21 protein-coding genes and 8 tRNA genes are annotated in these 25,038 nt (G+C 41.0%); 24 read left to right on the top strand and 5 right to left on the bottom strand.

Translation table 11 applies throughout. The features are described from left to right. Nucleotides 1-33: 33 nt before the first annotated feature. A complete protein-coding gene (locus tag ACZ5WS_RS13545; RefSeq protein ID WP_138608868.1) occupies nt 34-657 on the bottom strand; it encodes an arylesterase in 624 nt (207 codons plus the stop codon). Here ACZ5WS_RS13545 and ACZ5WS_RS13540 point away from each other — a divergent pair, their 5' ends adjacent. From ACZ5WS_RS13540 to ACZ5WS_RS13445, 20 genes are all read left to right on the top strand, one after another. Next, complete coding sequence (locus tag ACZ5WS_RS13540) at nt 658-1,371, top strand: ABC transporter ATP-binding protein (protein ID WP_010392805.1); 714 nt, start codon at nt 658-660, stop codon at nt 1,369-1,371. Beyond that, nucleotides 1,361-3,862 carry an ABC transporter permease gene (locus tag ACZ5WS_RS13535; protein WP_464709117.1) on the top strand — a complete coding sequence of 834 codons (2,502 nt, stop codon included), beginning with the start codon at nt 1,361-1,363 and terminating at the stop codon, nt 3,860-3,862. The genes ACZ5WS_RS13540 and ACZ5WS_RS13535 overlap by 11 nt, the downstream gene beginning before the upstream one ends. A gap of 132 nt (nt 3,863-3,994) precedes the next feature. Then, entirely contained in the window at nt 3,995-4,519 is a 525-nt protein-coding gene (ruvC, locus tag ACZ5WS_RS13530; protein WP_008114131.1) for a crossover junction endodeoxyribonuclease RuvC, read from the top strand. A gap of 2 nt (nt 4,520-4,521) precedes the next feature. Further along, complete coding sequence (ruvA, locus tag ACZ5WS_RS13525) at nt 4,522-5,139, top strand: Holliday junction branch migration protein RuvA (RefSeq protein ID WP_008114133.1); 618 nt, start codon at nt 4,522-4,524, stop codon at nt 5,137-5,139. Between the two features lie 7 nt (nt 5,140-5,146). Next, nucleotides 5,147-6,154 (top strand): Holliday junction branch migration DNA helicase RuvB, encoded by a 1,008-nt coding sequence (ruvB, locus tag ACZ5WS_RS13520; RefSeq protein WP_178955684.1) that lies wholly within the window; start codon nt 5,147-5,149, stop codon nt 6,152-6,154. An 891-nt stretch (nt 6,155-7,045) separates the two neighbouring features. Next, complete coding sequence (gene tolQ, locus ACZ5WS_RS13515; RefSeq protein WP_016899821.1) at nt 7,046-7,750, top strand: protein TolQ; 705 nt, start codon at nt 7,046-7,048, stop codon at nt 7,748-7,750. After that, nucleotides 7,737-8,168: a protein TolR gene (gene tolR, locus ACZ5WS_RS13510; RefSeq protein ID WP_008114139.1), complete on the top strand. Its 432-nt coding sequence runs from the start codon at nt 7,737-7,739 to the stop codon at nt 8,166-8,168. The genes tolQ and tolR overlap by 14 nt, the downstream gene beginning before the upstream one ends. Nucleotides 8,169-8,172: 4 nt before the next feature. Further along, a complete protein-coding gene (tolA, locus tag ACZ5WS_RS13505; protein ID WP_138608872.1) occupies nt 8,173-9,078 on the top strand; it encodes a cell envelope integrity protein TolA in 906 nt (301 codons plus the stop codon). Between the two features lie 8 nt (nt 9,079-9,086). Then, nucleotides 9,087-10,445 (top strand): Tol-Pal system beta propeller repeat protein TolB, encoded by a 1,359-nt coding sequence (gene tolB / locus ACZ5WS_RS13500; protein ID WP_075169407.1) that lies wholly within the window; start codon nt 9,087-9,089, stop codon nt 10,443-10,445. 35 nt (nt 10,446-10,480) lie between these two features. Further along, entirely contained in the window at nt 10,481-11,020 is a 540-nt protein-coding gene (gene pal / locus ACZ5WS_RS13495; protein WP_138608874.1) for a peptidoglycan-associated lipoprotein Pal, read from the top strand. A gap of 13 nt (nt 11,021-11,033) precedes the next feature. Further along, on the top strand, nt 11,034-11,786 hold the full coding sequence (gene ybgF / locus ACZ5WS_RS13490) for a tol-pal system protein YbgF (protein ID WP_138608876.1): 753 nt from the start codon (nt 11,034-11,036) through the stop codon (nt 11,784-11,786). Nucleotides 11,787-11,957: 171 nt separating this feature from the next. After that, nucleotides 11,958-12,033 (top strand) — tRNA-Lys (locus tag ACZ5WS_RS13485). Nucleotides 12,034-12,103: 70 nt separating this feature from the next. Further along, nucleotides 12,104-12,179, top strand: a tRNA-Lys gene (locus ACZ5WS_RS13480). A 65-nt stretch (nt 12,180-12,244) separates the two neighbouring features. Further along, nucleotides 12,245-12,320, top strand: a tRNA-Lys gene (locus ACZ5WS_RS13475). 65 nt (nt 12,321-12,385) lie between these two features. Further along, nucleotides 12,386-12,461: transfer RNA gene (locus ACZ5WS_RS13470), tRNA-Lys, on the top strand. 65 nt (nt 12,462-12,526) lie between these two features. Then, nucleotides 12,527-12,602, top strand: a tRNA-Lys gene (locus ACZ5WS_RS13465). A 65-nt stretch (nt 12,603-12,667) separates the two neighbouring features. Beyond that, nucleotides 12,668-12,743 (top strand) — tRNA-Lys (locus tag ACZ5WS_RS13460). 65 nt (nt 12,744-12,808) lie between these two features. After that, nucleotides 12,809-12,884 (top strand) — tRNA-Lys (locus ACZ5WS_RS13455). A gap of 148 nt (nt 12,885-13,032) precedes the next feature. Beyond that, nucleotides 13,033-14,073 carry a quinolinate synthase NadA gene (gene nadA, locus ACZ5WS_RS13450; protein ID WP_464709098.1) on the top strand — a complete coding sequence of 347 codons (1,041 nt, stop codon included), beginning with the start codon at nt 13,033-13,035 and terminating at the stop codon, nt 14,071-14,073. A 169-nt stretch (nt 14,074-14,242) separates the two neighbouring features. Next, a tRNA-Ser gene (locus ACZ5WS_RS13445) sits at nt 14,243-14,332 on the top strand. A gap of 52 nt (nt 14,333-14,384) precedes the next feature. Here ACZ5WS_RS13445 and ACZ5WS_RS13440 read toward each other — a convergent pair. From ACZ5WS_RS13440 to ACZ5WS_RS13425, 4 genes are all read right to left on the bottom strand, one after another. Next, on the bottom strand, nt 14,385-16,034 hold the full coding sequence (locus tag ACZ5WS_RS13440) for a sensor domain-containing diguanylate cyclase (RefSeq protein WP_464709094.1): 1,650 nt from the start codon (nt 16,032-16,034) through the stop codon (nt 14,385-14,387). 330 nt (nt 16,035-16,364) lie between these two features. Further along, nucleotides 16,365-17,477, bottom strand: a complete 1,113-nt coding sequence (locus ACZ5WS_RS13435) for a methyl-accepting chemotaxis protein (protein WP_464709091.1) — start codon at nt 17,475-17,477, stop codon at nt 16,365-16,367. Nucleotides 17,478-18,062: 585 nt separating this feature from the next. Then, nucleotides 18,063-18,452 carry a DUF2750 domain-containing protein gene (locus ACZ5WS_RS13430; RefSeq protein WP_138609064.1) on the bottom strand — a complete coding sequence of 130 codons (390 nt, stop codon included), beginning with the start codon at nt 18,450-18,452 and terminating at the stop codon, nt 18,063-18,065. 68 nt (nt 18,453-18,520) lie between these two features. Further along, a complete protein-coding gene (locus ACZ5WS_RS13425) occupies nt 18,521-19,099 on the bottom strand; it encodes a TetR/AcrR family transcriptional regulator (protein WP_008109773.1) in 579 nt (192 codons plus the stop codon). A 156-nt stretch (nt 19,100-19,255) separates the two neighbouring features. Between ACZ5WS_RS13425 and ACZ5WS_RS13420 the strand changes: the two genes are divergently transcribed. From ACZ5WS_RS13420 to ACZ5WS_RS13405, 4 genes are all read left to right on the top strand, one after another. Next, nucleotides 19,256-20,299 carry an alkene reductase gene (locus ACZ5WS_RS13420; RefSeq protein ID WP_193049674.1) on the top strand — a complete coding sequence of 348 codons (1,044 nt, stop codon included), beginning with the start codon at nt 19,256-19,258 and terminating at the stop codon, nt 20,297-20,299. 195 nt (nt 20,300-20,494) lie between these two features. After that, nucleotides 20,495-22,768, top strand: coding sequence for a TonB-dependent receptor domain-containing protein (locus ACZ5WS_RS13415; RefSeq protein ID WP_464709082.1), 2,274 nt, complete (start codon nt 20,495-20,497; stop codon nt 22,766-22,768). A 58-nt stretch (nt 22,769-22,826) separates the two neighbouring features. Continuing rightward, a complete protein-coding gene (locus tag ACZ5WS_RS13410) occupies nt 22,827-23,957 on the top strand; it encodes an alkaline phosphatase family protein (protein ID WP_178955692.1) in 1,131 nt (376 codons plus the stop codon). Beyond that, nucleotides 23,954-25,015, top strand: a complete 1,062-nt coding sequence (locus tag ACZ5WS_RS13405) for an alkaline phosphatase D family protein (RefSeq protein ID WP_464709077.1) — start codon at nt 23,954-23,956, stop codon at nt 25,013-25,015. The genes ACZ5WS_RS13410 and ACZ5WS_RS13405 overlap by 4 nt, the downstream gene beginning before the upstream one ends. Nucleotides 25,016-25,038 lie beyond the last annotated feature (23 nt).

Here is a 25,038-nt window from a genome sequence, read left to right as displayed (position 1 = left end):
TTTAAGGACTTGCGCAGGAGACTCTTTACGGCCCTAGTCTTTATTTAACCACTGGTTGATCGTGTTATACATTTCATCTCGTAGTATTGGTTGTGCAGTTTTGTTAGGGTGTAAGTTATCGTTTTGCATTAGCTCGTTTTTTCCTGCTACTTTAAGTATAAAAAACGGCATTAAATGCGAGTTAGTGGCTTCACTAACACTGGTAAAGCTATCGGTGAACATTTTACTGTAACGTGGGCCATAGTTAGGTGGAATATATATTTCCATAAGTGCGGTTTGTGCATCTGCAGCTTGGCTTTTTTCAATTAAAGCGGTTAAGTTAGTTTGCATTTTAGTGATTGGAAAACCGCGCAGGCCGTCATTAGCACCGAGCTCAATAAGTACGTGAGTGGGTTGATATTGCTCAAGTAGCGCGTCTAATCGGCGCAATGCACCGCCGGTGGTTTCGCCGCTAATACTGGCATTTACTAAGTTGATAGGGCGTTGCTCGGCATCGTATTTATCTTGTAACAATTGCACCCAGCCTTGTTCTTGTTTTAAGCCATAGGCTGCGCTTAAACTATCACCAAGTATTAAAATCGTGTTGTTAGCTGCCGCGTGTAGTGGGTTAATAACTAAAAATAAAATGAATACACAACGTAGGATTGAATGAGTCATATGTCAGCGCTTTCTCAATTAAATATAATTCAAGTAAATGGTTTGTCTAAAGTGGTTTCCACCTTTGAAGGTGAGTTGTCCATCCTCAGCGACATCAGCTTTAATGTCAAGCATGGCGAGTCTGTTGCCGTAGTGGGCACGTCGGGCTCTGGTAAATCTACATTATTGAGCTTGCTAGCAGGGCTTGATACCGCCAGCAGTGGCGAGGTAATGTTAGATGGTGAGCCTTTGCACAAGTTAGATGAAGAAGCGCGTGCAGCACTGAGAGCCGCTAAAGTCGGTTTTGTATTTCAGTCCTTTATGTTGGTGCAAAGTTTAACCGCACTTGAGAATGTGATGCTGCCTGCTGAGCTTGCTGGCGAACACGACGCTAAAGAGCAGGCGCTCGCGTTACTTGAAAAAGTTGGCTTGAGCCATCGCATTGATCATTACCCGTCGCAGTTATCTGGTGGTGAGCAACAACGAGTTGCGATTGCTCGTGCATTTGTGGGTTCGCCTAAAATACTGTTTGCCGACGAGCCATCAGCTAACCTAGATAGCAAAAACGGCCATATGATTGAGTCGCTATTATTTGATTTAAATAAGCAAAATGGCACAACGCTTATTTTAGTTACCCATGATGAAGCACTGGCGCAAAAGTGTGAACGTATTATTCAGATTGAAGCCGGTGAGCTGGTTCACAATTCAACTGAGGAAATGGCAAATGTGGGCTAAATTAGCACTTAAACTATTTTCTCGAGAGTTTCGCCGTGGTGAACTAACCGTGATAAGTGCTGCCATCGCTTTAGCGGTGCTAACGGTGCTTACTTTATCTATGGTGACTGAGCGAATCGCACAAAGTATTGCACAAAAAAGTAGTGCCTTTATTGCCGCTGATAGGGTATTGGCCAGCAATCATGCCATAGATACCGCTTATATTACTCAAGCTAAACAGCAAAACCTTGAAACAGCGCAAATGGTGTATTTTGACACTATGCTGTTTGCAAACGATGAAATGCAATTTAGCTCAGTAAAAGCTGCGTCAAACAGTTACCCGCTTAAAGGCCAGTTAAAGGTTAAGTCGGGCTTAAACGCCGAAACAGAAGTTGCCCCGGGTGCACCAACCCCCGGTAACGTGTGGTTAAGTGAATCGGTTTTTTATAGTTTAAATATAAACGTAGGCGACCAAGTTGAGCTAGGTGCCGCGTTATTCAATGTGGAAAAGGTGATTGTTGAAGAACCCGATGCGCCGTTTAATGTGTTCTCTAGCAGCCGCAGGGTACTTATTAATATTGACGACGTACCAAAAACTGAAGTAATACAGCCCGGTAGCCGTGTATTTTACCGCCAGTTGTATGCAGGTGATGAAAGCGACATAAATAGTTTTTACGATTGGCTAAAACCGCAACTTAAAGAAAACCAAAATTGGTATGGTGTTAAAGACCGTCAATCGCCTATTTCAAATAGCTTAAATAGAGCTGAAAGCTTTTTGTTATTAGCCGGTTTGCTAGGGATTATTTTAGCCGCGGTTGCTATTGCAGTATCGGCTAAGCGCTATTGTGAGCGTCAATACGACCCTGTCGCGATGATGAAAACCTTAGGTGGCAGCCGCGAGATGATCCGCAAAATCTACCTTATGCACTTATTATTAGTGTGTACCATGGCGGTGGTTGTTGGCCTAGCTATTGGCTATGGCTTGCAAGAGGTGGCTACCGGTTATTTAGCTAAAAGTATGGGCACCGAACTGCCCATGGCTGGTTTTAAACCTTGGCTGGTGGCGATTAGTACAGGGGTTATTTGTGCAGTTATGTTCTCTATTAAGCCACTTTTAGATTTATTTGATATTCCACCGCTTAGAGTACTTCGACGTAATTTAGGCGATCGACTAGCGGTAAGTAAAATTCATTTAGGGCTGAGCGCACTCACCGTGTTTTTATTAATGTGGTTATTTAGCAATAACATTAAAATTACGCTTATTTTGTTTGTCTCAACGCTTGCGCTTATTTTGGTGTTATTTTTAATCTCTAAGTTAATATTTGGCGGTGGCCGCAAGCTTGGCTTAAAGCCGGGTAACAGCTGGTCTTTGGCTATTGCGTCTATTCAAAAGCGCGCCAATGTTAATGCAGTGCAGTTAATTAGCTTTTCGTTAGCGATTAAATTACTGTTATTTTTAATTGTGCTTAAAAACGATATTATTTCTGATTGGCAGTCACAATTACCAAGTGATGCACCTAATGCTTTTTTAGTGAATATTACGCAAAATGAACTGGACCCAGTAAATGAATATTTAGCACAAAAAGGCATTCAGGTGTCGGAGTTTTACCCGACTATTCGTGGTCGCGTAAATGCCGTCAACGGTGAAGCGGTTGCGCGTGAAGTGTCACTGCAAGATAACGAGAAAAAAGACGAAGAAGCCCGCTCAGGTATTGGGCGCGAGCTCAATTTAACCTGGCTTGACGAAGTCCCTTCACAAAATGACATTATTGATGGCCAGTGGTTTGGCGATGACGCCGTTGCCGAGGCCTCACTGGAAGAGTCGATGATGCAGCGCCTCGATGTTAAATTAGGCGATACTCTTACATTTTTAATCGGTGCGCAGTCGTTCGATGCTAAAATAACCAGTGTGCGAAAAGTAAATTGGGCCACACTCAAGCCTAACTTTTTTATTATTTTAAGCCCAGATGTACTTAGCGACTTTCCGGCAACCTATATTTCATCGGTACGCATTGAACCCGAGCAAAAGCGCGACTTTAGCCAGTTATTACGTACATATCCTACGATTACAGCAATTGATGTAGATAATTTTGTTAAGCAAATACAGTCGACTATTGAGCAAGTGTCGTTAGCCATTGGTTTTGTATTGGCTATTGTGGTGTTATGTGGTGCGTTGGTACTAATATCGCAGGTGCAAGCAAGCTTAGGTGAGCGCATGCAAGAAATTGTGATATTGCGTACATTAGGCGCTAAAAGTCGATTAATAAAAAATGCTACTTTGTATGAGTTTTTATTGCTTGGCGGTTTAGCCGGACTAGTCGCTGCATTTTTCAGTGATATAGCACTGTTAATAGTGCAGCAGCAAATGTTTGATTTGGCTGGTAAGCTGCATCCAAATATTTGGATTATTGGCCCCGTTGCTGGTGGCGTGTTTGTAGCAGGGTTAGGCTATTTTATGATTGCCCGTACGCTCAAACAAAACACCCAAGGCTTAGTGCGCGCATTGGCGTAAACTTTTTGGCCAAATAGAGTTTAAATGCCTACTTTTTAAGTAGGCATTTTTGTTTTGGCTTGGTACTGGTAATTTATACAGTGCTCTGGCATTATTAGCATTATTAATAAATAACAATAATGAGAGTGCTGTTTGGCCATTATTTTAGGGATCGATCCGGGCTCGCGTTTAACGGGTTACGGTGTGGTTGCGCACCAAGGTGCTAAGTTTACATACTTAGGCAGTGGCTGTATTAAATTAGCCGATCATGACTTTCCCACCCGACTTAAAATGATATACCAAGGTATTACGCAGCTTATAGAGCAGTTTTCGCCTGAAACCTTTGCCATAGAAAAAGTATTTATGGCACATAACCCCGATTCTGCTTTAAAGCTTGGGCAAGCCCGTGGTGCTGCCATTGTGGGGGCCTCTATGGCCGACTTACCGGTGTTTGAATACTCTGCACGGCAAATAAAGCAAGCCGTGGTGGGTAACGGTGGAGCAGATAAATCGCAAGTGCAACATATGGTTAAAAATATACTTAAACTGCCAGGTACGCCGCAAGCCGATGCAGCAGATGCACTCGCGATTGCAATTTGCCATGCTCACTCTGAACAAAATTTAATAAAACTAGCGGGTAGCGCAAGCAAAACCGTTAGAGGACGTCTAAGGAAATAACAATGATAGGTCGCTTAAACGGCGTGTTAGTTGAAAAACAGCCCCCAGAAATATTATTAGAAGTGAGTGGCGTTGGCTACGAAGTACAAATGCCAATGACCTGTTTTTATGATTTACCCAAAGTGGGCGACAACGCCATTGTGTACACTCACTTTGTAGTACGCGAAGACGCACAGTTATTGTTTGGCTTTAATAATAAAACCGAACGAGCCTTATTTCGAGAGCTGTTAAAAGCCAATGGCGTAGGACCTAAGTTGGGTTTAGCTATTTTGTCGGGTATGTCGGCGCAGCAGTTTGTAAGTTGCGTAAATAATGAAGACGCTACCGCCTTGGTTAAACTGCCAGGGGTAGGTAAAAAAACCGCCGAGCGCTTAGTGCTCGAAATGAAAGACCGATTAAAGAATTGGGGCAACGACTTATTTACCCCATTTAGCGACAGCGCCGTAATAGAGCCTGCGAGCGATGCAACTATAGCTAATAATGCGGCCGATGATGCGGTTTCGGCGTTAGTGGCGCTCGGTTATAAATTGCCACAAGCGCAAAAAGCAGTAAAATCAGTAAGCAAACCCGATATGTCGACTGAGGTTCTAATTAAAGAATCTTTGAAATCAATGCTGTGAGTAAATTATGATCGAAGCTGATCGCTTAATAGATGCTGCTGAAAAAACCAATGAAGACACCATAGATCGTGCTATTAGGCCTAAGTTACTGGCCGATTATCGTGGTCAGCCGCATGTTAAGCAACAAATGGAAATATTTATTGAAGCTGCGCGTAGCCGCAGCGAAGCGTTGGATCATTTATTAATATTTGGCCCGCCAGGCTTAGGTAAAACCACGCTTGCTAATATTGTAGCAAATGAATTAAGCGTAAATATTAAAACGACCTCGGGCCCTGTACTTGAAAAAGCCGGCGATTTAGCTGCATTGCTTACAAACCTTGAAGAAGGTGATGTACTGTTTATTGATGAAATTCACCGCTTAAGCCCACAAGTAGAAGAAATACTTTACCCTGCAATGGAAGATTACCAGCTCGATATAATGATAGGTGAGGGGCCTGCAGCACGCTCTATTAAGCTTGATTTACCTGCATTTACCTTAATTGGCGCAACCACGCGTGCGGGCTCATTAACCTCACCACTGCGTGACCGCTTTGGTATTGTACAGCGTTTAGAGTTTTATTCTGTTGAGGATTTGTCGCATATAGTGGGGCGCTCAGCGCATTACCTTGATTTAGAAATGTGTGACGATGGCGCAGCTGAAATTGCCAAGCGCTCTCGTGGCACACCGCGTATAGCAAACCGTTTATTGCGCCGCGTGCGCGATTACACCCAAGTTAAATCAGATGGTACGGTTAATGCCGAGGTTGCTCAACAAGCCCTCGATATGATTGATGTTGATAAAAGCGGCTTTGATTACATGGACCGTAAATATTTACTCGCCATCATCGAAAAATTTATGGGTGGCCCGGTTGGCCTTGACAACCTAGCCGCTGCCATAGGCGAAGAAAAAGAAACCATAGAAGATGTGATTGAACCGTTTTTAATTCAACAAGGGTTTATTCAGCGCACGCCGCGAGGACGAATTGTGTCGGATAATGCGTATCATCATTTTGGTTTACTTCCCAAGCAAGACTAATTAGCTGCTTGAGATAGATATATTATCCAGAGTTTAGGTTAAATACTAAAGCCATTGTCTTTTTAACGACAGTGGCTTTTTTGTATGAGCAAACATTACGTATTTTACTTTGCCAATAATTCACAGAGCGTTAAGACATATCAGGCTATTGTTCGACTGCTTATTTAGCCCGAGTTGAGATGGTTTGATAAATTGTGGGCAAAAAAAAGCCCGCAAATAATGCGGGCAAACAACAAGTTTAAGGAAGTAATCTAGGGAACTACGTTTTACTTGTTGAGGTCATACCCCAAGAAGTAAAAAAGTAATACGAAATAAATCATATTACGAAGAACTGGATTCAATGAAATAGCTTTCATTTAATGCGCTAGCTCGGTATGGGAGAATAATACCGAAGCGACACAATTTGTTCAAACTAGAAAATTTATATTTTCAGATTAAAAAAACTAATAGCAGCGGTTTTTTGTTTTTGCTTATTATTGCATGTTAATTAATCATTAATTCTATAAGTTAATGAAATGCTTTGTTTATGTATATTAACATATTAACGTTCGGTATTAGTTTTACTATTACGTTAAGGTAAGCATGTGCTGGTTATGAGTGCTTATGCATTAATTTTGAATAAACAGCGCATTTTGTCACTCTTTAGTGAAACTAAGCGCGCTTCCATAAAGCTTTGTTGTTATTTATTTATACAGTAGAACAAGAGTTAAGTAGTAAATATTGAGTAAAGCTGTTTTTTTTAACGTTTTTTGTTGTCTATTCACAGCAATATCGTTGTCAGCAGTAAATACACTAGATACACTAGCAAAACTTTAATGGTGGCTAATGTATTGCTAAGTTACCTTACTCAAATAAATCAATTTGATGTTTTTAATTATTTAGGAGTTTAACGTGGGATCAGGGCTTAATTTTTTAGATCTAATTCTAGAAGCCAGTTTGCTTGTGCAATTAGTAATGCTAGCGTTGGTTGCTATGTCGGTTATGTCATGGGCTATTATTTTTCAACGTAAAAAAGCCATCTCTGACGCCTTAGCAAATGCCAAAAAATTTGAGCAACGTTTTTGGTCTGGTGTTGACCTAAGTAAACTATATAACGAAATCTCTTCTCGCGGTGGCCAGTCAACTGGCATTGAGGCGTTATTTACCTCAGGCTTTAAAGAGTTTGCACGTCATAAAAAAAATACTTTTCAAAGTGCGGGCATTGTAATGGAAGGCACACACCGTTCAATGCGGGTTGCGCTTTCTCGCGAAATAGAAAAACTAGAATCAAGCCTATCGTTTTTAGCAACGGTCGGTTCAATTAGCCCTTACATCGGCTTATTTGGTACGGTGTGGGGTATTATGAATGCCTTTATTGCCTTAGGTGAGGTAAAGCAAGCGACTTTACAAATGGTTGCTCCTGGTATAGCAGAGGCACTAATTGCTACAGCAATGGGTTTATTTGCGGCAATTCCAGCCGTTATTGCTTACAACCGCTTTGCTAACAAAGTTGAAAAGTTAGAATCTCACTATATTAACTTTATGGAAGAATTTGCCAATATCTTACACCGTCAAGCAGCTACCCAAATAGAGGCTCAAGCGAATGTACCAGCGTAAAAAGCGTCGCCCAGTCGCAGAAATTAATGTAGTACCATACATTGATGTAATGTTGGTGCTGCTTATTATATTTATGGCCACTGCGCCGTTAATTACTCATGGTGTAAAAGTAGACCTGCCAAAAATGGAAGAGTCGGACTTAGTCGATACGAAAGACACGCCACCCATTATTGCTTCTATTGATGCCGATGGTAAGTATTATGTGAGTGTCGGTACCGATCCTGAGGAGCCGATGGAAGCATTAGATGTAGCCGCAGTAATTAAGCTACAACTAATGAAAAACCCAGATGTGCCTGTGATGATCAAAGGCTCGGGTAAAGTGTCGTATCAGGAAGTGTTACTGTTAATGGACTTTTTAAAAAATGCAGGTGTACCGTCGGTAGGATTAATGACCGAATCCTTTGAGGGGACCAAGTAACTGTATGAGTAGTTCATTAATTAAATCAGTATTGCTGCATTTAGCGTTAGGCGGGTTTTTGTATGCATCAGCAAACATTCATCCTCCTAAACCTAAAGTAATGGAAGTGACGCTTAATGCGGCTATTCCTGAACCAGAGAAAGCGGTTTCAGCGGTTACGGTTGATCAAAAGCAAGTTGAGCAAAAAATAGCTGAGCTTAAAAAGAAAGAAGATGATAAAAAGCGTGCTGAAGATAAACGCATTCGAGATTTAGAACGCAGAGCTGCCGATGCACGTAAACAGCGTGAAGCTGAAGCAAGACGCATTAAAAAGCTTGAACAGCAGCGCAAAGCGAAAGAAAAAGAAACCGCAGAGGCGCAAGCACAAGCTAAAAAAGCCCGTGAAATAGAACAACGCGAGCGAGCAAAAGCGAAGCAAGCCGAAAAGCAAAAGCAAGAAGCTGAAAACGCAGCAAAAGCGGCTGCCGATAAACGCAAAGCGGAAGAAGCGGCACTTAAAAAAGCCGAACAAGAGCGTAAAAAGCGCGCTGAAGAAGCAGAACGTAAACGTCAGCAAGCATTGCAAGAACAAATGCTGCAAGAGCAGCTTGCCAAAGAGCAGGCGGCACGTAATAAAATACGTCAACAGCAAGTAGTGAGTGAAGTTGATAAATTCCGCGCATTAATTATGGCGCGTATTCAACAAAACTTATTAATTGATGAAAAAATGAAAAACCAGCAATGCCGCATTAACATCCGTCTTGGATTTAATGGGCTGGTAACACAAGTTAAATCGTTAGGCGGTGATAAGTTAGTATGTGAGGCTGCATTAAGAGCTGTTCGCATGGCCGACACATTACCGGTATCTAAAGATAAAGACGTATTCGAGCAACTAAAGAATATTAATATAACCATCGCGCCAGAGTTTTAAGGGATGACATGTTTAACAAAATTAAAATAGCCTGTTTAGTTTTAATATTAGGGTTTCAGGGTGTTGCACATGCGGCACTTGAAATTGTTATTACTGAAGGTATTGACGGCGCAAGACCGATTGCGATTGTGCCATTTAAATACCAAGGTATTGGTCCTATTCCACAGCAGCTAAGTGATGTAATTGCTGCCGATTTAATGCGCAGCGGTAAGTTTAAACCTGTGAGTGTGTCTCAAATGCCACAACAGCCTCACAAAGATGCTGATATTGATTACGGTGCTTGGGTAAATCAAGGTGTAGAAGCTGTATTGGTTGGTGAAGTAGAGCAGCAAACCAATGGACGCTATTTAGTGCGTTATGAGTTGGTTGATGTTATTCGCGGCCAAATCACTGGCGGTGAAACACAAATGATGAGCAACGGTAAGCTGGTTCAAAGCCAAGACCATATCTTAGAAGCGCGCCAAAGCGTGATCGGTGAAACCGGCTTTCGCCGTTACTCGCACCGCATCAGTGATGTAATTTATGAAAAACTAACCGGTGAAAAGGGCGCGTTTTTAACTAAAATAGCCTATGTTATTGTTCGTGATACTGACGAAAAGCCTTATCAGTTAGTGGTTGCTGACTACGATGGCTTTAATGAACAAGTGTTATTGCGCTCAAAAGAGCCATTAATGTCGCCAGTATGGTCGCCTGATGGTACTAAATTAGCGTATGTAACGTTTGAAAATCGCCAGAGCCAAATTTTTATTCAAGACATTTATACCGGTAAACGTGAACTGATCACCAGCTATAAAGGAATTAACGGTGCGCCGCAGTTCTCGCCAGACGGTAAAAAGCTATTGTTAGTGCTATCAAAAGATAAAACTGGTGCAACTGAGGTTTACTTATTAGACTTACTAACGCGTAAAGAGACCCGATTAACACGCCATCGTAGTATAGATACCGAACCTTCGTGGTACCCAAATGGTCAAGATATAGTATTTACGTCGGAAAGGGGTGGTAATGCTCAGATTTATAAGTTAAATTTAAAAACTGGCAGATCTCAAAGATTAACCTTTGACGGTGACATGAACCTAGCGGGTTCTATTTCACCAGACGGGAAAGAATTAGTGATGGTAAACCGTACTAACGGACAGTATCATCTTGCTAAGAAAGAGTTGGCTACAGGTGCGTTCCAAGTTTTAACTCGAACTCGCCTTGATGAATCGCCGAGCATAGCGCCAAATGGCTCGATGATTATATACAGCACGCTCCATAATAATAAACAGGTACTTGCGCTAGTATCGATGGACGGCCGTTTTAAAGCACGCTTACCTGTGCTTGATGGACAAGTGAAGGCACCGGCTTGGTCGCCATATTTACAGTAATAATTGCTGGTTTACTCAAAATAGGAATCTACTCAATGCAACTTAACAAAATACTTAAAGGCCTGCTAATTGCTGTGCCAGTAATGACACTAGCAGCTTGTAGCTCATCTTCAGATATCGATGAAAATGCAGCCAACCAGTCTAACCAAGCAACTGTTGAGCAAACAACAACTGATACAGTTGAAGTAGCAACAATGACGCCAGAGCAACAAGCTGAAGAGCAACTTCGTCAAAAGTACGAAGCGCTTCGTCAAGAGCAAATCATTTACTTTGGTTTTGACACTGCAACGATTCAAGGTCAATACGGCGAGCTACTTCGTGCACACGCTGAGTTTTTAGTTAAAAACCCTTCTGTTAAAGTATTAATCGAAGGCCACGCAGATGAGCGCGGTACGCCAGAGTACAACATTGCACTTGGTGAGCACCGTGGACAAGCAGTTGAAAAATACCTACAAAGCTTAGGTGTTTCTGCAAGCCAAATGTCAGTAGTTAGCTACGGTGAAGAGAAGCCAATGGTTAAATCTCGCACTGAAGAAGCTTTCGCTAAAAACCGCCGTGCGGTACTAGTTTACTAAGATAAGAGATATTATGAAGCCGAAAATTATTTTGGCAGCCATGATATTGAGCGGGAGCACCCAGTTAATGGCTGCTCCCGCTCCTGTTTCAGAAGCTGCAAGTTCACAGTCGAGCATTGAAAAGCGTTTAGAAACGCTTGAAAAGATGATGCAACAGCGTAATTTCTTACAAGTAGAGTTACAACAACAGCTTAACTTACTGCAAGATGAAGTGAGTCAAATTCGCGGTGTTACCGAAGAGCAAAGCTATAAACTTGAAAAGGTATTGCAGCGCCAGCGCGAGCTTTATCAAGAAATAGAAAACCGTGTTAGCCAAGCATATGCTAAGCCGGCTACTCCAGCGCCTACAACAGACTACACGCAACCAGGTAGCGATCAGAGCTACAGCAGTGATTTATCTGAAAACGAAGCGTACGAGCGTGCTGTTGCGCTTATAATGAAAGATAAGCGCTATGACCAAGCTATTCCAGAATTTCAAGCGTTCTTAACAACGTATCCAAATTCAGTGTACACCTCAAACGCACATTATTGGCTTGGGCAATTATTAACGATTAAAAATGACGGTGTAAAAGCAGCCGAGCATTTCAAAGTAGTTGTTAACGAATTTCCAAACTCAAATAAGCGCCCAGATGCAATGTTAAAGCTTGGTACACTTTTACAAGAGCAAGGGTTAAAGGCTGAAGCGCAAAAAATACTGAATGAGCTAATCAATCAGTACCCAAGTACAACTGCTGCTAAACTAGCCACAGATCGCTTATCAAAATAAATGTTGATGCTTGATTAGACTGCTTTTTGTCATAAGCGGTCTAAATTTGCTCAACTAGACATAAAAACTTAAAAAAAGAGACAATTTCGGTTGCACTCATTTTATAAATAAGTATTATAAGCGCCCGCAGCAAACGAATGGTAACCCCACTCGAAATGCGACAAAAAGAGCGGGTCATTAGCTCAGTTGGTAGAGCAGTGGACTTTTAATCCATTGGTCGATGGTTCAAGTCCATCATGACCCACCATTCTTTATTGTTAATAAAGTTTGGTCTTTAATCGGCGGATTTACGTAAAGTGTTAACAAACACACAGAGCGGGTCATTAGCTCAGTTGGTAGAGCAGTGGACTTTTAATCCATTGGTCGATGGTTCAAGTCCATCATGACCCACCATTCTTTATGGAATGGTTATAATCGGCGGATTTACGCAACCTTACTTTTTATAAGTAAACCAGAGCGGGTCATTAGCTCAGTTGGTAGAGCAGTGGACTTTTAATCCATTGGTCGATGGTTCAAGTCCATCATGACCCACCATTCTTTACTGAATGGCTATAATCGGCGGATTTACGCAACCTTACTTTTTATAAGTAAACCAGAGCGGGTCATTAGCTCAGTTGGTAGAGCAGTGGACTTTTAATCCATTGGTCGATGGTTCAAGTCCATCATGACCCACCATTCTTTACTGAGTGGCTATTATCGGCGGATTTACGCAGTCTTACTTTTTATAAGTAAACCAGAGCGGGTCATTAGCTCAGTTGGTAGAGCAGTGGACTTTTAATCCATTGGTCGATGGTTCAAGTCCATCATGACCCACCATTCTTTACTGAGTGGCTATAATCGGCGGATTTACGCAGTCTTACTTTTTATAAGTAAACCAGAGCGGGTCATTAGCTCAGTTGGTAGAGCAGTGGACTTTTAATCCATTGGTCGATGGTTCAAGTCCATCATGACCCACCATTCTTTATTGAGTGGTTATAATCGGCGGATTTACGCAGCCTTACTTTTTATAAGTAAACCAGAGCGGGTCATTAGCTCAGTTGGTAGAGCAGTGGACTTTTAATCCATTGGTCGATGGTTCAAGTCCATCATGACCCACCACTTCTGGTGCACTTTCTCCGTATAAAATGTCTCGTAATATCTCCCTTATTTTTATTTATAAACTGCCTGACTAGATTGCTATTATTTAGCGTTGGTTTCTCGTATAATTTGCGCTATTAATTGCACTGTAAATAAAGTGGTCGAGAACATGAGTTTAGCTCAAACTATTATGCCTGAAGGTTATATTTTCCCTCCTAAGCCGGCACCGTTAACACAAGACGAAAAAGGCGAATATAAAGCGCGTATAAAACAATTACTGCAAGAGAAAAACGCGGTACTTGTTGCTCATTATTACACTGATCCTGAAATTCAAGCACTTGCTGAAGAAACGGGCGGCTGTGTAGCCGACTCACTCGAAATGGCACGTTTTGGCGCTCGCCATGAAGCTGACATAATCATCGTCGCGGGTGTACGTTTTATGGGTGAGACTGCTAAAATTTTAACCCCTAACAAAACCGTGGTTATGCCAACACTTGAAGCGACTTGTTCATTAGATATTGGTTGCCCAGTGGATGAGTTTTCAGCGTTTTGTGATCAACACCCAGACCGTAAAGTGGTAGTGTATGCTAACACTTCTACCGCGGTTAAAGCGCGTGCTGATTGGATAGTTACCTCATCGTGTGCACTTGAAATAGTTGAGCACTTAGATGAGCAAGGCGAAAAAATTATATGGGGTCCAGATAAGCATTTAGGCAGTTATATTCAAAAGAATACTGGCGCCGATATGATCATGTGGAACGGCGCATGTATTGTACATGATGAGTTCAAAACCAAAGCGCTAAAAGACTTTAAAGTCTTGCATCCAGATGCGGGTGTATTGGTGCATCCCGAATCACCGGCTGAAATTGTTGAACTTGCTGATGCTGTTGGCTCTACTAGCCAGCTTATTAAAGCAGCGCAAACTATGCCGAATAAAAAGTTTATTGTGGCGACCGATCGCGGTATTTTTTATAAAATGCAGCAACTATGCCCAGATAAAGAGTTTTTTGAAGCGCCAACGGCTGGTAGCGGCGCTACATGTAAAACTTGCGCTCACTGCCCTTGGATGGCAATGAACGGCTTACAAGCGATTGAGGAAGCACTGATTGATGCCAGCGGTAAAGAAGTGTTTGTTGATATGGATTTGCGTGAAGGCGCACTTAAATCATTAAATCGCATGCTAGACTTTACAGCCAATATGGCAAAATAATAAATAGCAATATAATGCATTAGATAAAGGCGATACTCAGGTATCGCCTTTTTATTTGCTTATGAGTAGTTAGTTTGATTATTGAGCAGTTAAAAGCATGATGTTAAAAAGGCCTTGCACCAAGCAAGTGTATTTCATACTATATCGCGCTGTTGCAAAGCAACATTGTGGAGAGATGGCTGAGTGGCTGAAGGCGCACGCCTGGAAAGTGTGTTTAGGTTAATCCCTAACGAGGGTTCGAATCCCTCTCTCTCCACCATTATTCTATATCAGGACGTCTCAGGGCGTCCTTTTTTGTGCCTGTAATAAAGTTAAGCGTGTTGGCTTTGTACTTGGCGTTTGTTTTTACGCTGGTGCTTTAATGTATACATTCGTTGGTCGGCTAAGGTTAAGCAAGCTTTATAGTCATTACATTCCTCACTACTTGCTAAGCCATAGCTCACGCCTGATAACGGCCAATGTTTTTGAACTTGTTGATGAATATAGTTTAATGACTTGTTTATGCTCAGGATGAGTTGGGCGAGCTGTTGTGCTGATTTGACGTTACACACACAAATAAACTCATCACCGCCGGTTCTGCATACCTCGCCTTTGTCGGCTAACGCATTTTGTATTAACCGCGTAACCTCAATGAGTAGCTTGTCACCGTGAGCATGACCTAGGTGATCGTTAACGCTTTTAATATTGTCGCAATCTATAAACACAATGAGATAAAAATTATCTAAGTTATCAAGTGTTTCTTGTAATTGCAGCCGGTTTCCTACTTTGGTGAGTGGGTCTATGCGTGATAGCTCTAGCGCTTTTATAAAATTATTTTGCTTTATTTTTAGCCATTCAGATAAAGAAAGTAAAATACAGATACAATCAATGGCCAGAGCAATAAGTACCCATAATTCAGGTGAACTAATTTCTATTAAATTTAGGTGCGATAAAATAAAAATAACTAAGGACAAGCTATAAACAAGGTTGCCAGTTAAAAAGTATTTCGCTCTAAAGTCCCTCATCCCCAGCATTGTAAAGCCAAGCTTTAAGCTTAAATACACCCAAATGGCAGCAAGGAAATGAGCTAAATAAAACACCCAATGAAAGGGTAAAAAGAGGTTTAAAAAACCACAGGCAAGTGCAGTTATGGAGAAGTATTTTAAAAATCGGCTAATACCAGTACGGGTATGTTGGTCAAAGTTAAATAAGTGATAGGCAAATGAGCTGGCACAAGCAATAGCGAAAGCAAAAATATACATACCAAAGTAATGGGTATTAATTGCGTGGTAATTAAAAAGTAACGCAACTATCCCCGCCGCGAATGCCCAGCCAATGCCGTGTAACCCTATATAACCTGCACAAAATAACGCCACGCGATGTTGTGTTTTAAAAAACATTATTAAGGCCATGCAGGCCAAGGTTAGCATTATAGTAATAGACACTAAGCTTAATGAATTGATATAAAACTGAAGTTTAACAAAAGCAGATTGAGGTATAACGTTAATGCTAACAGGTTTAGCAAAGTGCTTAGCATTAATATAAAGCCATAAAACACCGTGTGAATTAGCTTCTAGCTGTAATTCAAAAGCTCGGCTGTGCATTACAATGGCTGATGGGCTGGCACTATCTTGTGAAAAATCAGCGATTTTTCTGATCCCACTAGTATCTTGATAAAAAGCAACGCCACTATCTAAATAATTAATTTGGGGGATTATATACCAGCGTCCTGCGCTCTCTGTGGTTAAACTAATTTTTGCTATTGCACTGCCATGGGCACTATACAGCGAAGTGACGGGAGTACTTATATTGTTATAAGCATTAATGAGTTGCTCACCTTGGGTTGGTTTAGCTAAATCTACTTGATGCCACATAGCAGACTTTAGTTGTAAGCTGTCATTTTGATTTAATGCTACAGCAAAAGCATTAAAACTAATGGTTTGAAATAGTAAACAACATATAAAATTGAAAGTGTACCGCATGTAATACCTAAGTTAGTTACCGGTAAAAATTGTACTGCATTTTTAACAGAATAATTATAGTTATGACCGCTTTAGCGTATTTTTGCTTTGTAGTTACTAACTTTAATCACTAAACGGTGAGCTGTTATTATAAAAATATAGTTAATGATTAATTAAAAGGTTAATAATTTATTTAGTTTGGCTATTGAGCAATATTTATGACAAAAATACTCTTTAAGGTTTACGCTCGTGTAGACGTGTGATTAGTTTCTGATTGATTTACATGAATTTGGTATGCATAGCGATGAATGATTATAAATCGCTATGCAAAAGGAGATACTTATGACTATTTTATTTAAAGTTATGCTCCATAATTTTATCTGATAACGCGCTAAGTATATCGACTACTTTAAAGCTTGCTTGCTCCATAAGAGATACTTTTTCAACAGCAGTATTGAGATCGCCTAATTGGAATGCTTCTAGAGCAGCAAAGCCATTTTTATGGACATCTTCATGTGGTTTCTCTAATTCTTTGAAGTCGTTAATGCTTGAATATTTTAATGCACCTTCACCTTGATAGTACCATTGACCTAAACGGCACATGGTATGATCAGAAAAGTCTTCTGCCGTCTTGTTTGATTGACCTAAAATGACTTTATAAATATCGTATTTCCATACAATATGGTCCATTTTTACTGTTTGAATAAATGCATCCGCACTTGAATTAACAATAACGCTATACATATTTTGTGATAGTTCAACCACCTTTTTAGCAGTAGTATCAATTTCTGATGAGCTATTTGCAATGCCATCACTTTCTTCGCTAACGTTAGTAATGTTAGTTACAACGCTTTGCATTTGCTCATTAACCTTATCTATTAAATTAGATATCTCGTTAGATGCCTCAGAAGAGCGTTGAGCAAGCGTTCTCACTTCATCTGCGACCACTGCAAAGCCTCGCCCTTGCTCTCCCGCTCTTGCTGCCTCAATGGCTGCATTAAGTGCGAGTAAATTTGTTTGATCAGAAATCCCTTTAATTATGTTTACAAAATCATTAATGCCGATTGTTACTGACTGCAATTCTTTAACGGATTTAGAGGCGGACTTTGTATCTCTTGAGATATTATGTGTTGACGATGAAGTCGTTGCTAACATATCTAAAATTGTATCAAGTAATTCTTGGGATGACTTAAATGACGTAATATCATTGATTAGTTTATGTGAAGTTGAGGCTAAGCTTTCTCTGATATCACTAATTAAATCAGATGACTGCAATGATAAGGTATTTAATTCACGCTGTTTTACAAATGCCGTATCGTTTGCTATTTCATTGTCGTTTAGTTGTAATTTCTCGCTGTTTACTGCTAATAATTGCGCCTCAAGTTTTTCATTGGCTTTTTTTAATTGCATTAACTCGTTATTTAACTCGTTAATTTTGTTTTTATATTTTGAATTGAACAGCATGTAGACCCCAATTTAAACACGGAAAATAAACGTTATATTTTTTATTAAATTTACCTGATTATAGATTACATAATTCGATTTTTAACAGGGCTGGAATTAATGTCCACCCAAATCGATTTTTATAAAAGTAAGTTACAACACAATAATAGATGCTTTATAACTTTTTGGTAAAAAACTTTTCATTTCATGCTTATAGCAAACTTATTTAAAATGGTCACTATTTTAGAGGTTAGGGTCTGTTGACCTTTCAAGGTTGGATTTGCAGCAGTCTGTTTGGTATTTAGGCAAGGCAGCGCCTATGTGGTTTATTCCCCATAAATAGGCGATAACGCAGTATCAATGCCAAACAGGCGCTGCCCGAAGGGTTCTGCCTGGGGCGATTTATTCTTTGTTGCCTACATGGATGTAGGTAAGGGGCGTGTGCAGGACGCGGAAGTTTTGCTCGGTTATGACTTGTTCTTACTAGGATGTAAGCCAGTAGAATAACGCAGGAGCAGTTATCGAGCCTACTAGGTTACAACCCTTGTGCCGCGATTAAATCGCCCCTAGCTTGAACAAATTTTAATCCGAAAAGATTAACAGGCCCTAATATTTTCTAATTGATTTATTCAACTGCGTTTGAAATTCATCAGGAAATAAAATTGTGCCGTCGTCTTCTTCGGTAGGGAACACGGCAACTAGTAAGTCATCTTCTTCAAGGCCTGGCGTCCAGCGGCTAAACCAATCTGCTGTTGGAATTGCTTTAGGTGTACATCCTTCCCATTCACCGGTTGCCCATGCTTGTGCAAACTCACGGGTTGGCCATACGGGTACGCAATCGTCGTCTTCGTTAGTGAGCATTACGCAGCCGTCGTCATCGTTTAAAATCCACACTTGCTTAAACTGTTGCACAGTTTCGTACATGTATGCGAGTCGTTTTTTTGCGCCAAGGCCTAAAATTACGTCGTCTTGCTTTGATAAATTGTCAGTGGTCATTTTTTGGCTCTCTCTCACTGTGGGGGGGAATACAAAAGGCAGCGACATACTGCACTTTAAAATTAAGTTTAGCTAATGGCTGCAAGCAGCTCGTCGGCTAGTTGGTTTAGTGCGTCAGGGTCTTGATTTGTTAATGCGTAAGTGCGCAATCCATAAATACCCATAACACAAAATCGTGCTAGTTCTATGGCACTTCGCCCATTGGTAATTTCTTTATTGTCTATCGCTTTTTGTAATTGCTGCGCAAAGGCATGCTCGTACGCCGTTAAATTAGTACGTAATACGTGGCAAATTTGTGGATCGTTACCCTCTACCTCGCTAATGCTTTTTGTAAGCAAGCACACTTTAGTTGCTTCGCCGTCAATACATTCTTGCACAATGATATTAAGGTATTGTTTCAGCGTATCTAAAATACAATTACTGTGCTCAAACAGCGCTGTAAATTGTGTATTGCGATCGGTTTGGTATTGCTCCGTAGCGGCTAAAAAAATGCCTTTTTTATTACCAAATGCCCCATACAAAGAACCCGGATGTAAATGGGTGGCTTGAGTCAGTTTTTGCATACTGGTTTTTGCATAGCCATGAAGCATAAACATGGCCATAGCTTGGCGCAGTACAAACTCTTTATCAAATTCTGCAGTTCTCATAATGACTCTTTTAGTGGAGAGAGTAGTAATGAATAAATTTATTTTTCTTAGGCCTAGGTGGAGTTTACGCAATCTTAAACAAAGTTTCAAAATTATACTTGAATATTCATTCAAGTGACCTTATCTTGAATGTACATTCAACAAAGGATAAATATTATGTCGATTGACTTACTTTCACCTTTTAAATTAAATAACAGCATTGAACTGCAAAACCGCGTACTTATGGCACCATTGACCCGCTGTATGGCAGATGACAATTTAGTGCCCACACAAGCCATGGTTGATTACTACGCTCGTCGTGCTGATGTAGGCTTAATTATTAGTGAAGCCATTATTATCCGTGCTGATGCTCAAGGTTACCCAAACACCCCTGGGCTTTTCACTAGTGAACAAATTCAAGGTTGGAAAAAAGTCACTGACGCAGTACATGCCAATGGCGGAAAAATGTTTGCACAACTATGGCATGTTGGCCGTGTAGCACACCCTCACTTTTTTGGTGGTGATGTTTTGGCGCCATCGGCAATAGGGGTTGAAGGTTCAGTACCGCGTATGCGCGAGCTCACTTATGTTACGCCAAAACCTGTAACTACAGACGACATTAAAGGTTTAGTGGCTGACTACGCTAAGGCCGCAGAAAATGCGATGGAAGCGGGTTTTGACGGCGTAGAAATTCACGGTGCTAATGGTTATTTAATTGATCAATTTTTACATTATGCGGCAAATGAACGTGATGACGAGTACGGGCAAACACCAGAAAACATGTCTCGTTTTGCACTGGAAGTAACCGATGCAGTTATTGATGTTGTAGGCAATGAGCGTACCGCTATGCGTTTAACACCAGGTGCCTACTTTAATATGAGCGAAGATAATCGTGATAAAGCAGTATTTGACTACTTATTACCAGAGCTTGAAAACCGCAAGTTAGCTTATTTACACGGCGGTATTTTTGACGACAGCATGCGTTTTGATTCACTAGAAGGTAAATCAACCTCTGAATTTTTACGAGCTGGTTATGCAAGTACCTTAGTGGGTGTAGGTAGTTATAGTTTTGAAACTGCGAAAGAAGCGATTAACGACAATAAATTTGATTTAATTGCTATTGGTCGCCCGCTTATAGCTAACCCAGATTACATTAGCAAAATTAAAAACGGCGAAGAAGTCATAGCTTACAGTGATGACATGCTAGCTGAATTGAAATAGCAGCTAATTTAGTAAAAACAATAGGACACTCATGGACAACTGTGAGTGTCTTTTTTTATACATTTATTTGCCATAATATACTCATAATTGTTTAATCTTGCTGTCAATAAAGTTCCCCCTCGTTGTCATATTTAAAAAATAGACTGTGCCCGCTTTCATAATTACCTTTTATAATTAGAATCAAACGGGACAACAATGTACGCTTTAAAAAATAAATCGATTTTGAGCATGGCTGTGGCCATGGCGGTATCAACTTCAGCTTATGCTAACGATAACGTGATAGAAGAAGTAACCGTTACTGCAAAACCAACCAGTTATGCAAACAACGTTATTGAACCTGCCATGCTTGAGCAACAAAGCTCGGTATCGAGTGTGTTATCAGTAATAGATAACTTACCTGGCATTAGCATAAACGAAGGCGACGCATTTGGCGGCGACGATTGGTCAACCACTATTACCATGCGTGGTTTTAGTATCGACTCAAACCAGCAGCAATTAGGTATGACGGTAGACGGTATTCCTAATGGCGGTTCAAATTATGGCGGTGGTGCTAAAGCGAATCGTTACCTAGATAGCGAAAATCTTGTCACCGTGGAAGTAGGTCAGGGCACTTCAGATATTAAATCAGCCTCGTTAGAGGCGCTAGGTGGTACTTTTAACTTTGTAAGTAAAGCGCCTAGCTTTGAAAAAAGCACCACTTTTGCATATACCTCAGGCAGCCATGACGCAAGTCGCTATTACGTTAAACACGAAACTGGCACCATTTTTGATAATACTCAAGCGTATGTGAGTTATTCGCAAACCGATACTAGCCGCTGGATTGGCTCGGGCAGCAATGGTGGGAAAGATAACCAACATGCTGAAGCGAAATTTGTCACCACCCTTGATGAGTTAACTATAACAGGGCGTTTATCTTACGATGATGTAAGCGAGACGAATTATAATAGCGTGAGCTTGGCACAATTTGAACAAACTCCAGGTTGGGATCAACTAACATGGAACTGGACAGGCGTTCCGCACTTTGACCAAATGTTTGCAGAAGGTTGGGGCACGCTACGTGAAAACACTCTAGGGTATTTAAAGTTTGAATACGCGATTTCACCCACCTCATTGTTAACCATTAGCCCTTATTATCATAAAAACTCAGGCCGAGGTGATTGGATCCCTCCTTATTTAACGTCCCCTGTAGATGAAAATGGTAACCCAACCACAGAAGGTGGCACAAACGCAGGCTCTTATGGCTTTACAGATAGTAATGGTAACCCACTTGCTCCCAATGCAGGTTGTACGGCTAGCTTAAACTGGCCGTGGGAGTCAGGCCCTGAGCTTAATCCTGCATGTTACGATGCTGATGCAACGCCAGTTATGTCTTATCGCCATACACATTATAATAAAGACCGTTTAGGGGTAACTGCTAATTATCAAGCAAGCATTGGCATGCACGATATTGAAGCCGGTTTTTGGTATGAGCAAAGCGACCGTGATGAGTCACGAGATTGGCATAAAGTTATAGATGCGCGCATTTATCATCACTTTGATAACACCCCTTATTGGACGCAATATAAAAACACCTTTGAGACCGATACGCTCAAATGGTACGCCCAAGACTCAATGTCATTTAGCGACTTAACTCTTAACCTAGGGATTAAAAAGTACTTAGTAGACATAGAAAAGTATGACCACTATAAAAACGCCACAACAGCTAAAGTAAACAGTGATTCAGACCTTCTATTTAGTGGCGGCATTTTGTATCAGCTAAATAGTAATACTGAGTTATTTACCAGCTATAGCGAAAACTTTGCCGCCATTAAAGATGGTGTGCTTGAGCGCGACAGCTCTGACTTGTCAGCTATTGAGCCAGAAACCGCAGAAAATATTGATTTAGGGGTGCGTTATGACAATAACGCACTTAAATTAACGGCAACGGCTTACTCAATTGAATTTGATAACCGTATTACCTTTATAGCGCCAGGTAGCGACACGGGTGGTATTGATTACACCATAGGTACTAACGGCTCGTACCTAAATGTGGGCGGTATTGAATCGACAGGTTTAGAGCTGTCAGCAAGTTATATGCTTAATAATGAGTGGAATGTATATAGCTCATACACCAATAATAGCTCTGAATACAAAGGCGATGCGCCAGGCTTTGAAGCAGGAGGCAAAGTAATTGATTCAGTAGATGATTTATTTGTGCTTTCAACCGATTATTACAGCGGTGATTTCCGCTTTGGTTTATCGGCTAAATACACTGGCGAGCGTGGCGATGTAGATAGCTACACCGTGGTTGATTTAAACGCAGGTTATACAGCCGAAGTTAACGCAGGCCCGTTTAAAGCCGTTGATATTGCTTTTGTGGTTTACAACATTACTGATGAAAGCTACCTAGCGGGCGGCACAGGCAATGGAAGCACTTACTTTATTGGCGCCCCACGCACAGCAGCCGTGACGTTAACGGCCACGTTTTAAAACGTAATAAACGTAATTAAGCCCATCATTGATGGGCTTTTTATTAAACGAGGTGTGTATGCAAACAATAGTAACAATACTAATAATCGGTTTGGTTTTACTTAACAGTCAGGCGGTTTTGGCAGCACCGCAAAATGTGGTGTTGGTAACTTTAGATGGGGTTCGCTGGCAAGAAGTCTTTAATGGTGCCGATAGCAAGCTGATTAATAATAAAGATTTTGTTAAACAACCAGCGCTATTAAAGAGCCAATTTTGGCATGAAAGTGTGCAACAGCGTCAACAGTTGTTAATGCCATTTTTAACTCAAACCATTGCAAAACAAGGCGTTATTATTGGCGATAGGGCTAAAGGCTCAACTATGTCGGTGAGTAATCCGTGGTATTTTTCATACCCTGGGTATAACGAAATTCTCACTGGCGAAGTGGATGAAAATATCAACAGTAACGACAAGGTATTCAACCCAAATAAAACTATTTTAGAGCGTTTAAACGCTCAGCCTGAATTTAAAAACAGCACCGCGTTATTTGGTAGTTGGGATGTGTTTCCTTACATTGTAAATACCCAGCGCAGTAAGGTGCAGGTGAATGCGGGGTTTATGCCCGTTGCTGATGATTTATTTGCCGACGCAGCACTACTTAATGCGCTACAAACAGAAATACCCAGCCCATGGCACAATGTACGGCTTGATAGTTTTACCTATCGATTTGCTAAAGCTTATATGCTGGCGAAAAAACCAAGATTATTGGTGATTAGCTTAGGAGAAACTGACGATTTTGCTCACGATAGCCATTACGATGCTTACTTAAAGTCGGCCAAACAAAGCGATGCATTTTTAAAAGATTTATGGCAAACCATTCAAAGCACAGCAGGTTATAAAAATAATACTACGTTAATTGTTACTACCGATCACGGCCGTGGCAGCTACGCAAACGATTGGCAACATCACAGCTCTAAACGGGCATTAGCAAATTCGGAGCAGGGTAAAAAGGCATTTCCTGAGGGAATTATTGGCTCTGAGCATATTTGGCTGGCAGCTATTGGCCCTGCAATTAAAAATAACGGCTTAATTAAAACTAAAAACGAGCTTAAACAAGCGCAAGTTGCCGCCACCGTTTTAAAAGCACTTGGGCAAAACCCACACATAATTAACCCTAATATGGCACCGGCTATTAATGAGATTTTAAAATGAAACAGTTACTAAAAACCGTTAAGTATTCTGCACTGTCACTGACTATTGTGATTAGCAGTGTAGCAATGGCTGCGCCGTCTAAAATATTATTTGGTTCTTGCGGGCACCAAGATAAAGACATTCCTATATTTAACGCCATTAACAAAGAGCAGAGTGATTTATTTATTTTTTTAGGCGATAACATTTATGGCGATACTAACGACATGGCTGTACTTAAAAATAAATACCAACGCCTTGGAGCAAAGCCTGGCTTTAAAGCATTACGCGCAAAAACACCAATAATAGCCATGTGGGATGATCACGATTATGGTCAAAATGACGCGGGGAAAGAGTATCCGCATAAGGAAGCATCGCGACAAATCATGCTCGATTTTTGGCAAGAACCGGCAAATTCAAAACGCCGTACCCGTGCTGATGGTATTTATACCTCGTACATGTATGGCGAAGGCGAGCAAACCGTGCAGGTGATCATGCCAGATTTACGCTTTAATCGTGACACACTTAATTCTGTTAGCGAGCTTGAGTATTACACCAAGCGTAAACTAAATAACCAAGGCCCGTACAGTCCAACTGAAGTTAAAGGCGCGTCAATGCTAGGGGAGGCACAGTGGCAATGGCTTGAGCAAGAGCTGAAAAAGCCAGCGGCAATAAAGCTAATAGCGTCAAGCTTGCAGTTACTGCCAGATTTTACCGGCTGGGAGTCGTGGGCAAATTTTCCTGAGGATCGAAACCGTTTATTTGCGTTAATTAAAAAACACCAAGTAAATGGTGTGATTATTATTAGTGGCGATACTCACTGGGGCGAGATTTCAAGGTATCAACATAACCTTGATTACCCGCTTATTGAAATGACCAGCTCAGGCCTGACAGAAAAGTGGAAAGACGTTAGCCCTAACCAGCATCGTGTCGGTGATTACACGCATAATGTTAACTATGGTGATTTAAGCATAGACTGGCAACAAGTCGACCCTGCTATTTCATTAAAGCTTAAAGGCATTGAGGGTCAGGTTATTATGCAAAGTGACTTTAGTCTTTCAAGTATTAGTCCTTATAAATAGCATCACCATTTAAATAATAAACG

The organism is Pseudoalteromonas sp. 11L1 (genome assembly GCF_055397545.1).
Note: the sequence above shows the minus strand (reverse complement) of the source record. Positions and strands in the feature narration are given on the sequence as shown.

Bases quoted from the DNA above. Each gene is read 5' to 3' on its own strand.
- ACZ5WS_RS13545 (WP_138608868.1), bottom strand. From the start codon at position 657: ATGACTCATTCAATCCTACGTTGTGTATTCATTTTATTTTTAGTTATT.
- ACZ5WS_RS13540 (WP_010392805.1), top strand. From the start codon at position 658: ATGTCAGCGCTTTCTCAATTAAATATAATTCAAGTAAATGGTTTGTCT.
- ACZ5WS_RS13535 (WP_464709117.1), top strand. From the start codon at position 1,361: ATGTGGGCTAAATTAGCACTTAAACTATTTTCTCGAGAGTTTCGCCGT.
- ruvA (WP_008114133.1), top strand. From the start codon at position 4,522: ATGATAGGTCGCTTAAACGGCGTGTTAGTTGAAAAACAGCCCCCAGAA.
- ruvB (WP_178955684.1), top strand. From the start codon at position 5,147: ATGATCGAAGCTGATCGCTTAATAGATGCTGCTGAAAAAACCAATGAA.
- tolR (WP_008114139.1), top strand. From the start codon at position 7,737: ATGTACCAGCGTAAAAAGCGTCGCCCAGTCGCAGAAATTAATGTAGTA.
- tolA (WP_138608872.1), top strand. From the start codon at position 8,173: ATGAGTAGTTCATTAATTAAATCAGTATTGCTGCATTTAGCGTTAGGC.
- tolB (WP_075169407.1), top strand. From the start codon at position 9,087: ATGTTTAACAAAATTAAAATAGCCTGTTTAGTTTTAATATTAGGGTTT.
- pal (WP_138608874.1), top strand. From the start codon at position 10,481: ATGCAACTTAACAAAATACTTAAAGGCCTGCTAATTGCTGTGCCAGTA.
- ybgF (WP_138608876.1), top strand. From the start codon at position 11,034: ATGAAGCCGAAAATTATTTTGGCAGCCATGATATTGAGCGGGAGCACC.
- nadA (WP_464709098.1), top strand. From the start codon at position 13,033: ATGAGTTTAGCTCAAACTATTATGCCTGAAGGTTATATTTTCCCTCCT.
- ACZ5WS_RS13440 (WP_464709094.1), bottom strand. From the start codon at position 16,034: ATGCGGTACACTTTCAATTTTATATGTTGTTTACTATTTCAAACCATT.
- ACZ5WS_RS13435 (WP_464709091.1), bottom strand. From the start codon at position 17,477: ATGCTGTTCAATTCAAAATATAAAAACAAAATTAACGAGTTAAATAAC.
- ACZ5WS_RS13430 (WP_138609064.1), bottom strand. From the start codon at position 18,452: ATGACCACTGACAATTTATCAAAGCAAGACGACGTAATTTTAGGCCTT.
- ACZ5WS_RS13425 (WP_008109773.1), bottom strand. From the start codon at position 19,099: ATGAGAACTGCAGAATTTGATAAAGAGTTTGTACTGCGCCAAGCTATG.
- ACZ5WS_RS13420 (WP_193049674.1), top strand. From the start codon at position 19,256: ATGTCGATTGACTTACTTTCACCTTTTAAATTAAATAACAGCATTGAA.
- ACZ5WS_RS13415 (WP_464709082.1), top strand. From the start codon at position 20,495: ATGTACGCTTTAAAAAATAAATCGATTTTGAGCATGGCTGTGGCCATG.
- ACZ5WS_RS13410 (WP_178955692.1), top strand. From the start codon at position 22,827: ATGCAAACAATAGTAACAATACTAATAATCGGTTTGGTTTTACTTAAC.
- ACZ5WS_RS13405 (WP_464709077.1), top strand. From the start codon at position 23,954: ATGAAACAGTTACTAAAAACCGTTAAGTATTCTGCACTGTCACTGACT.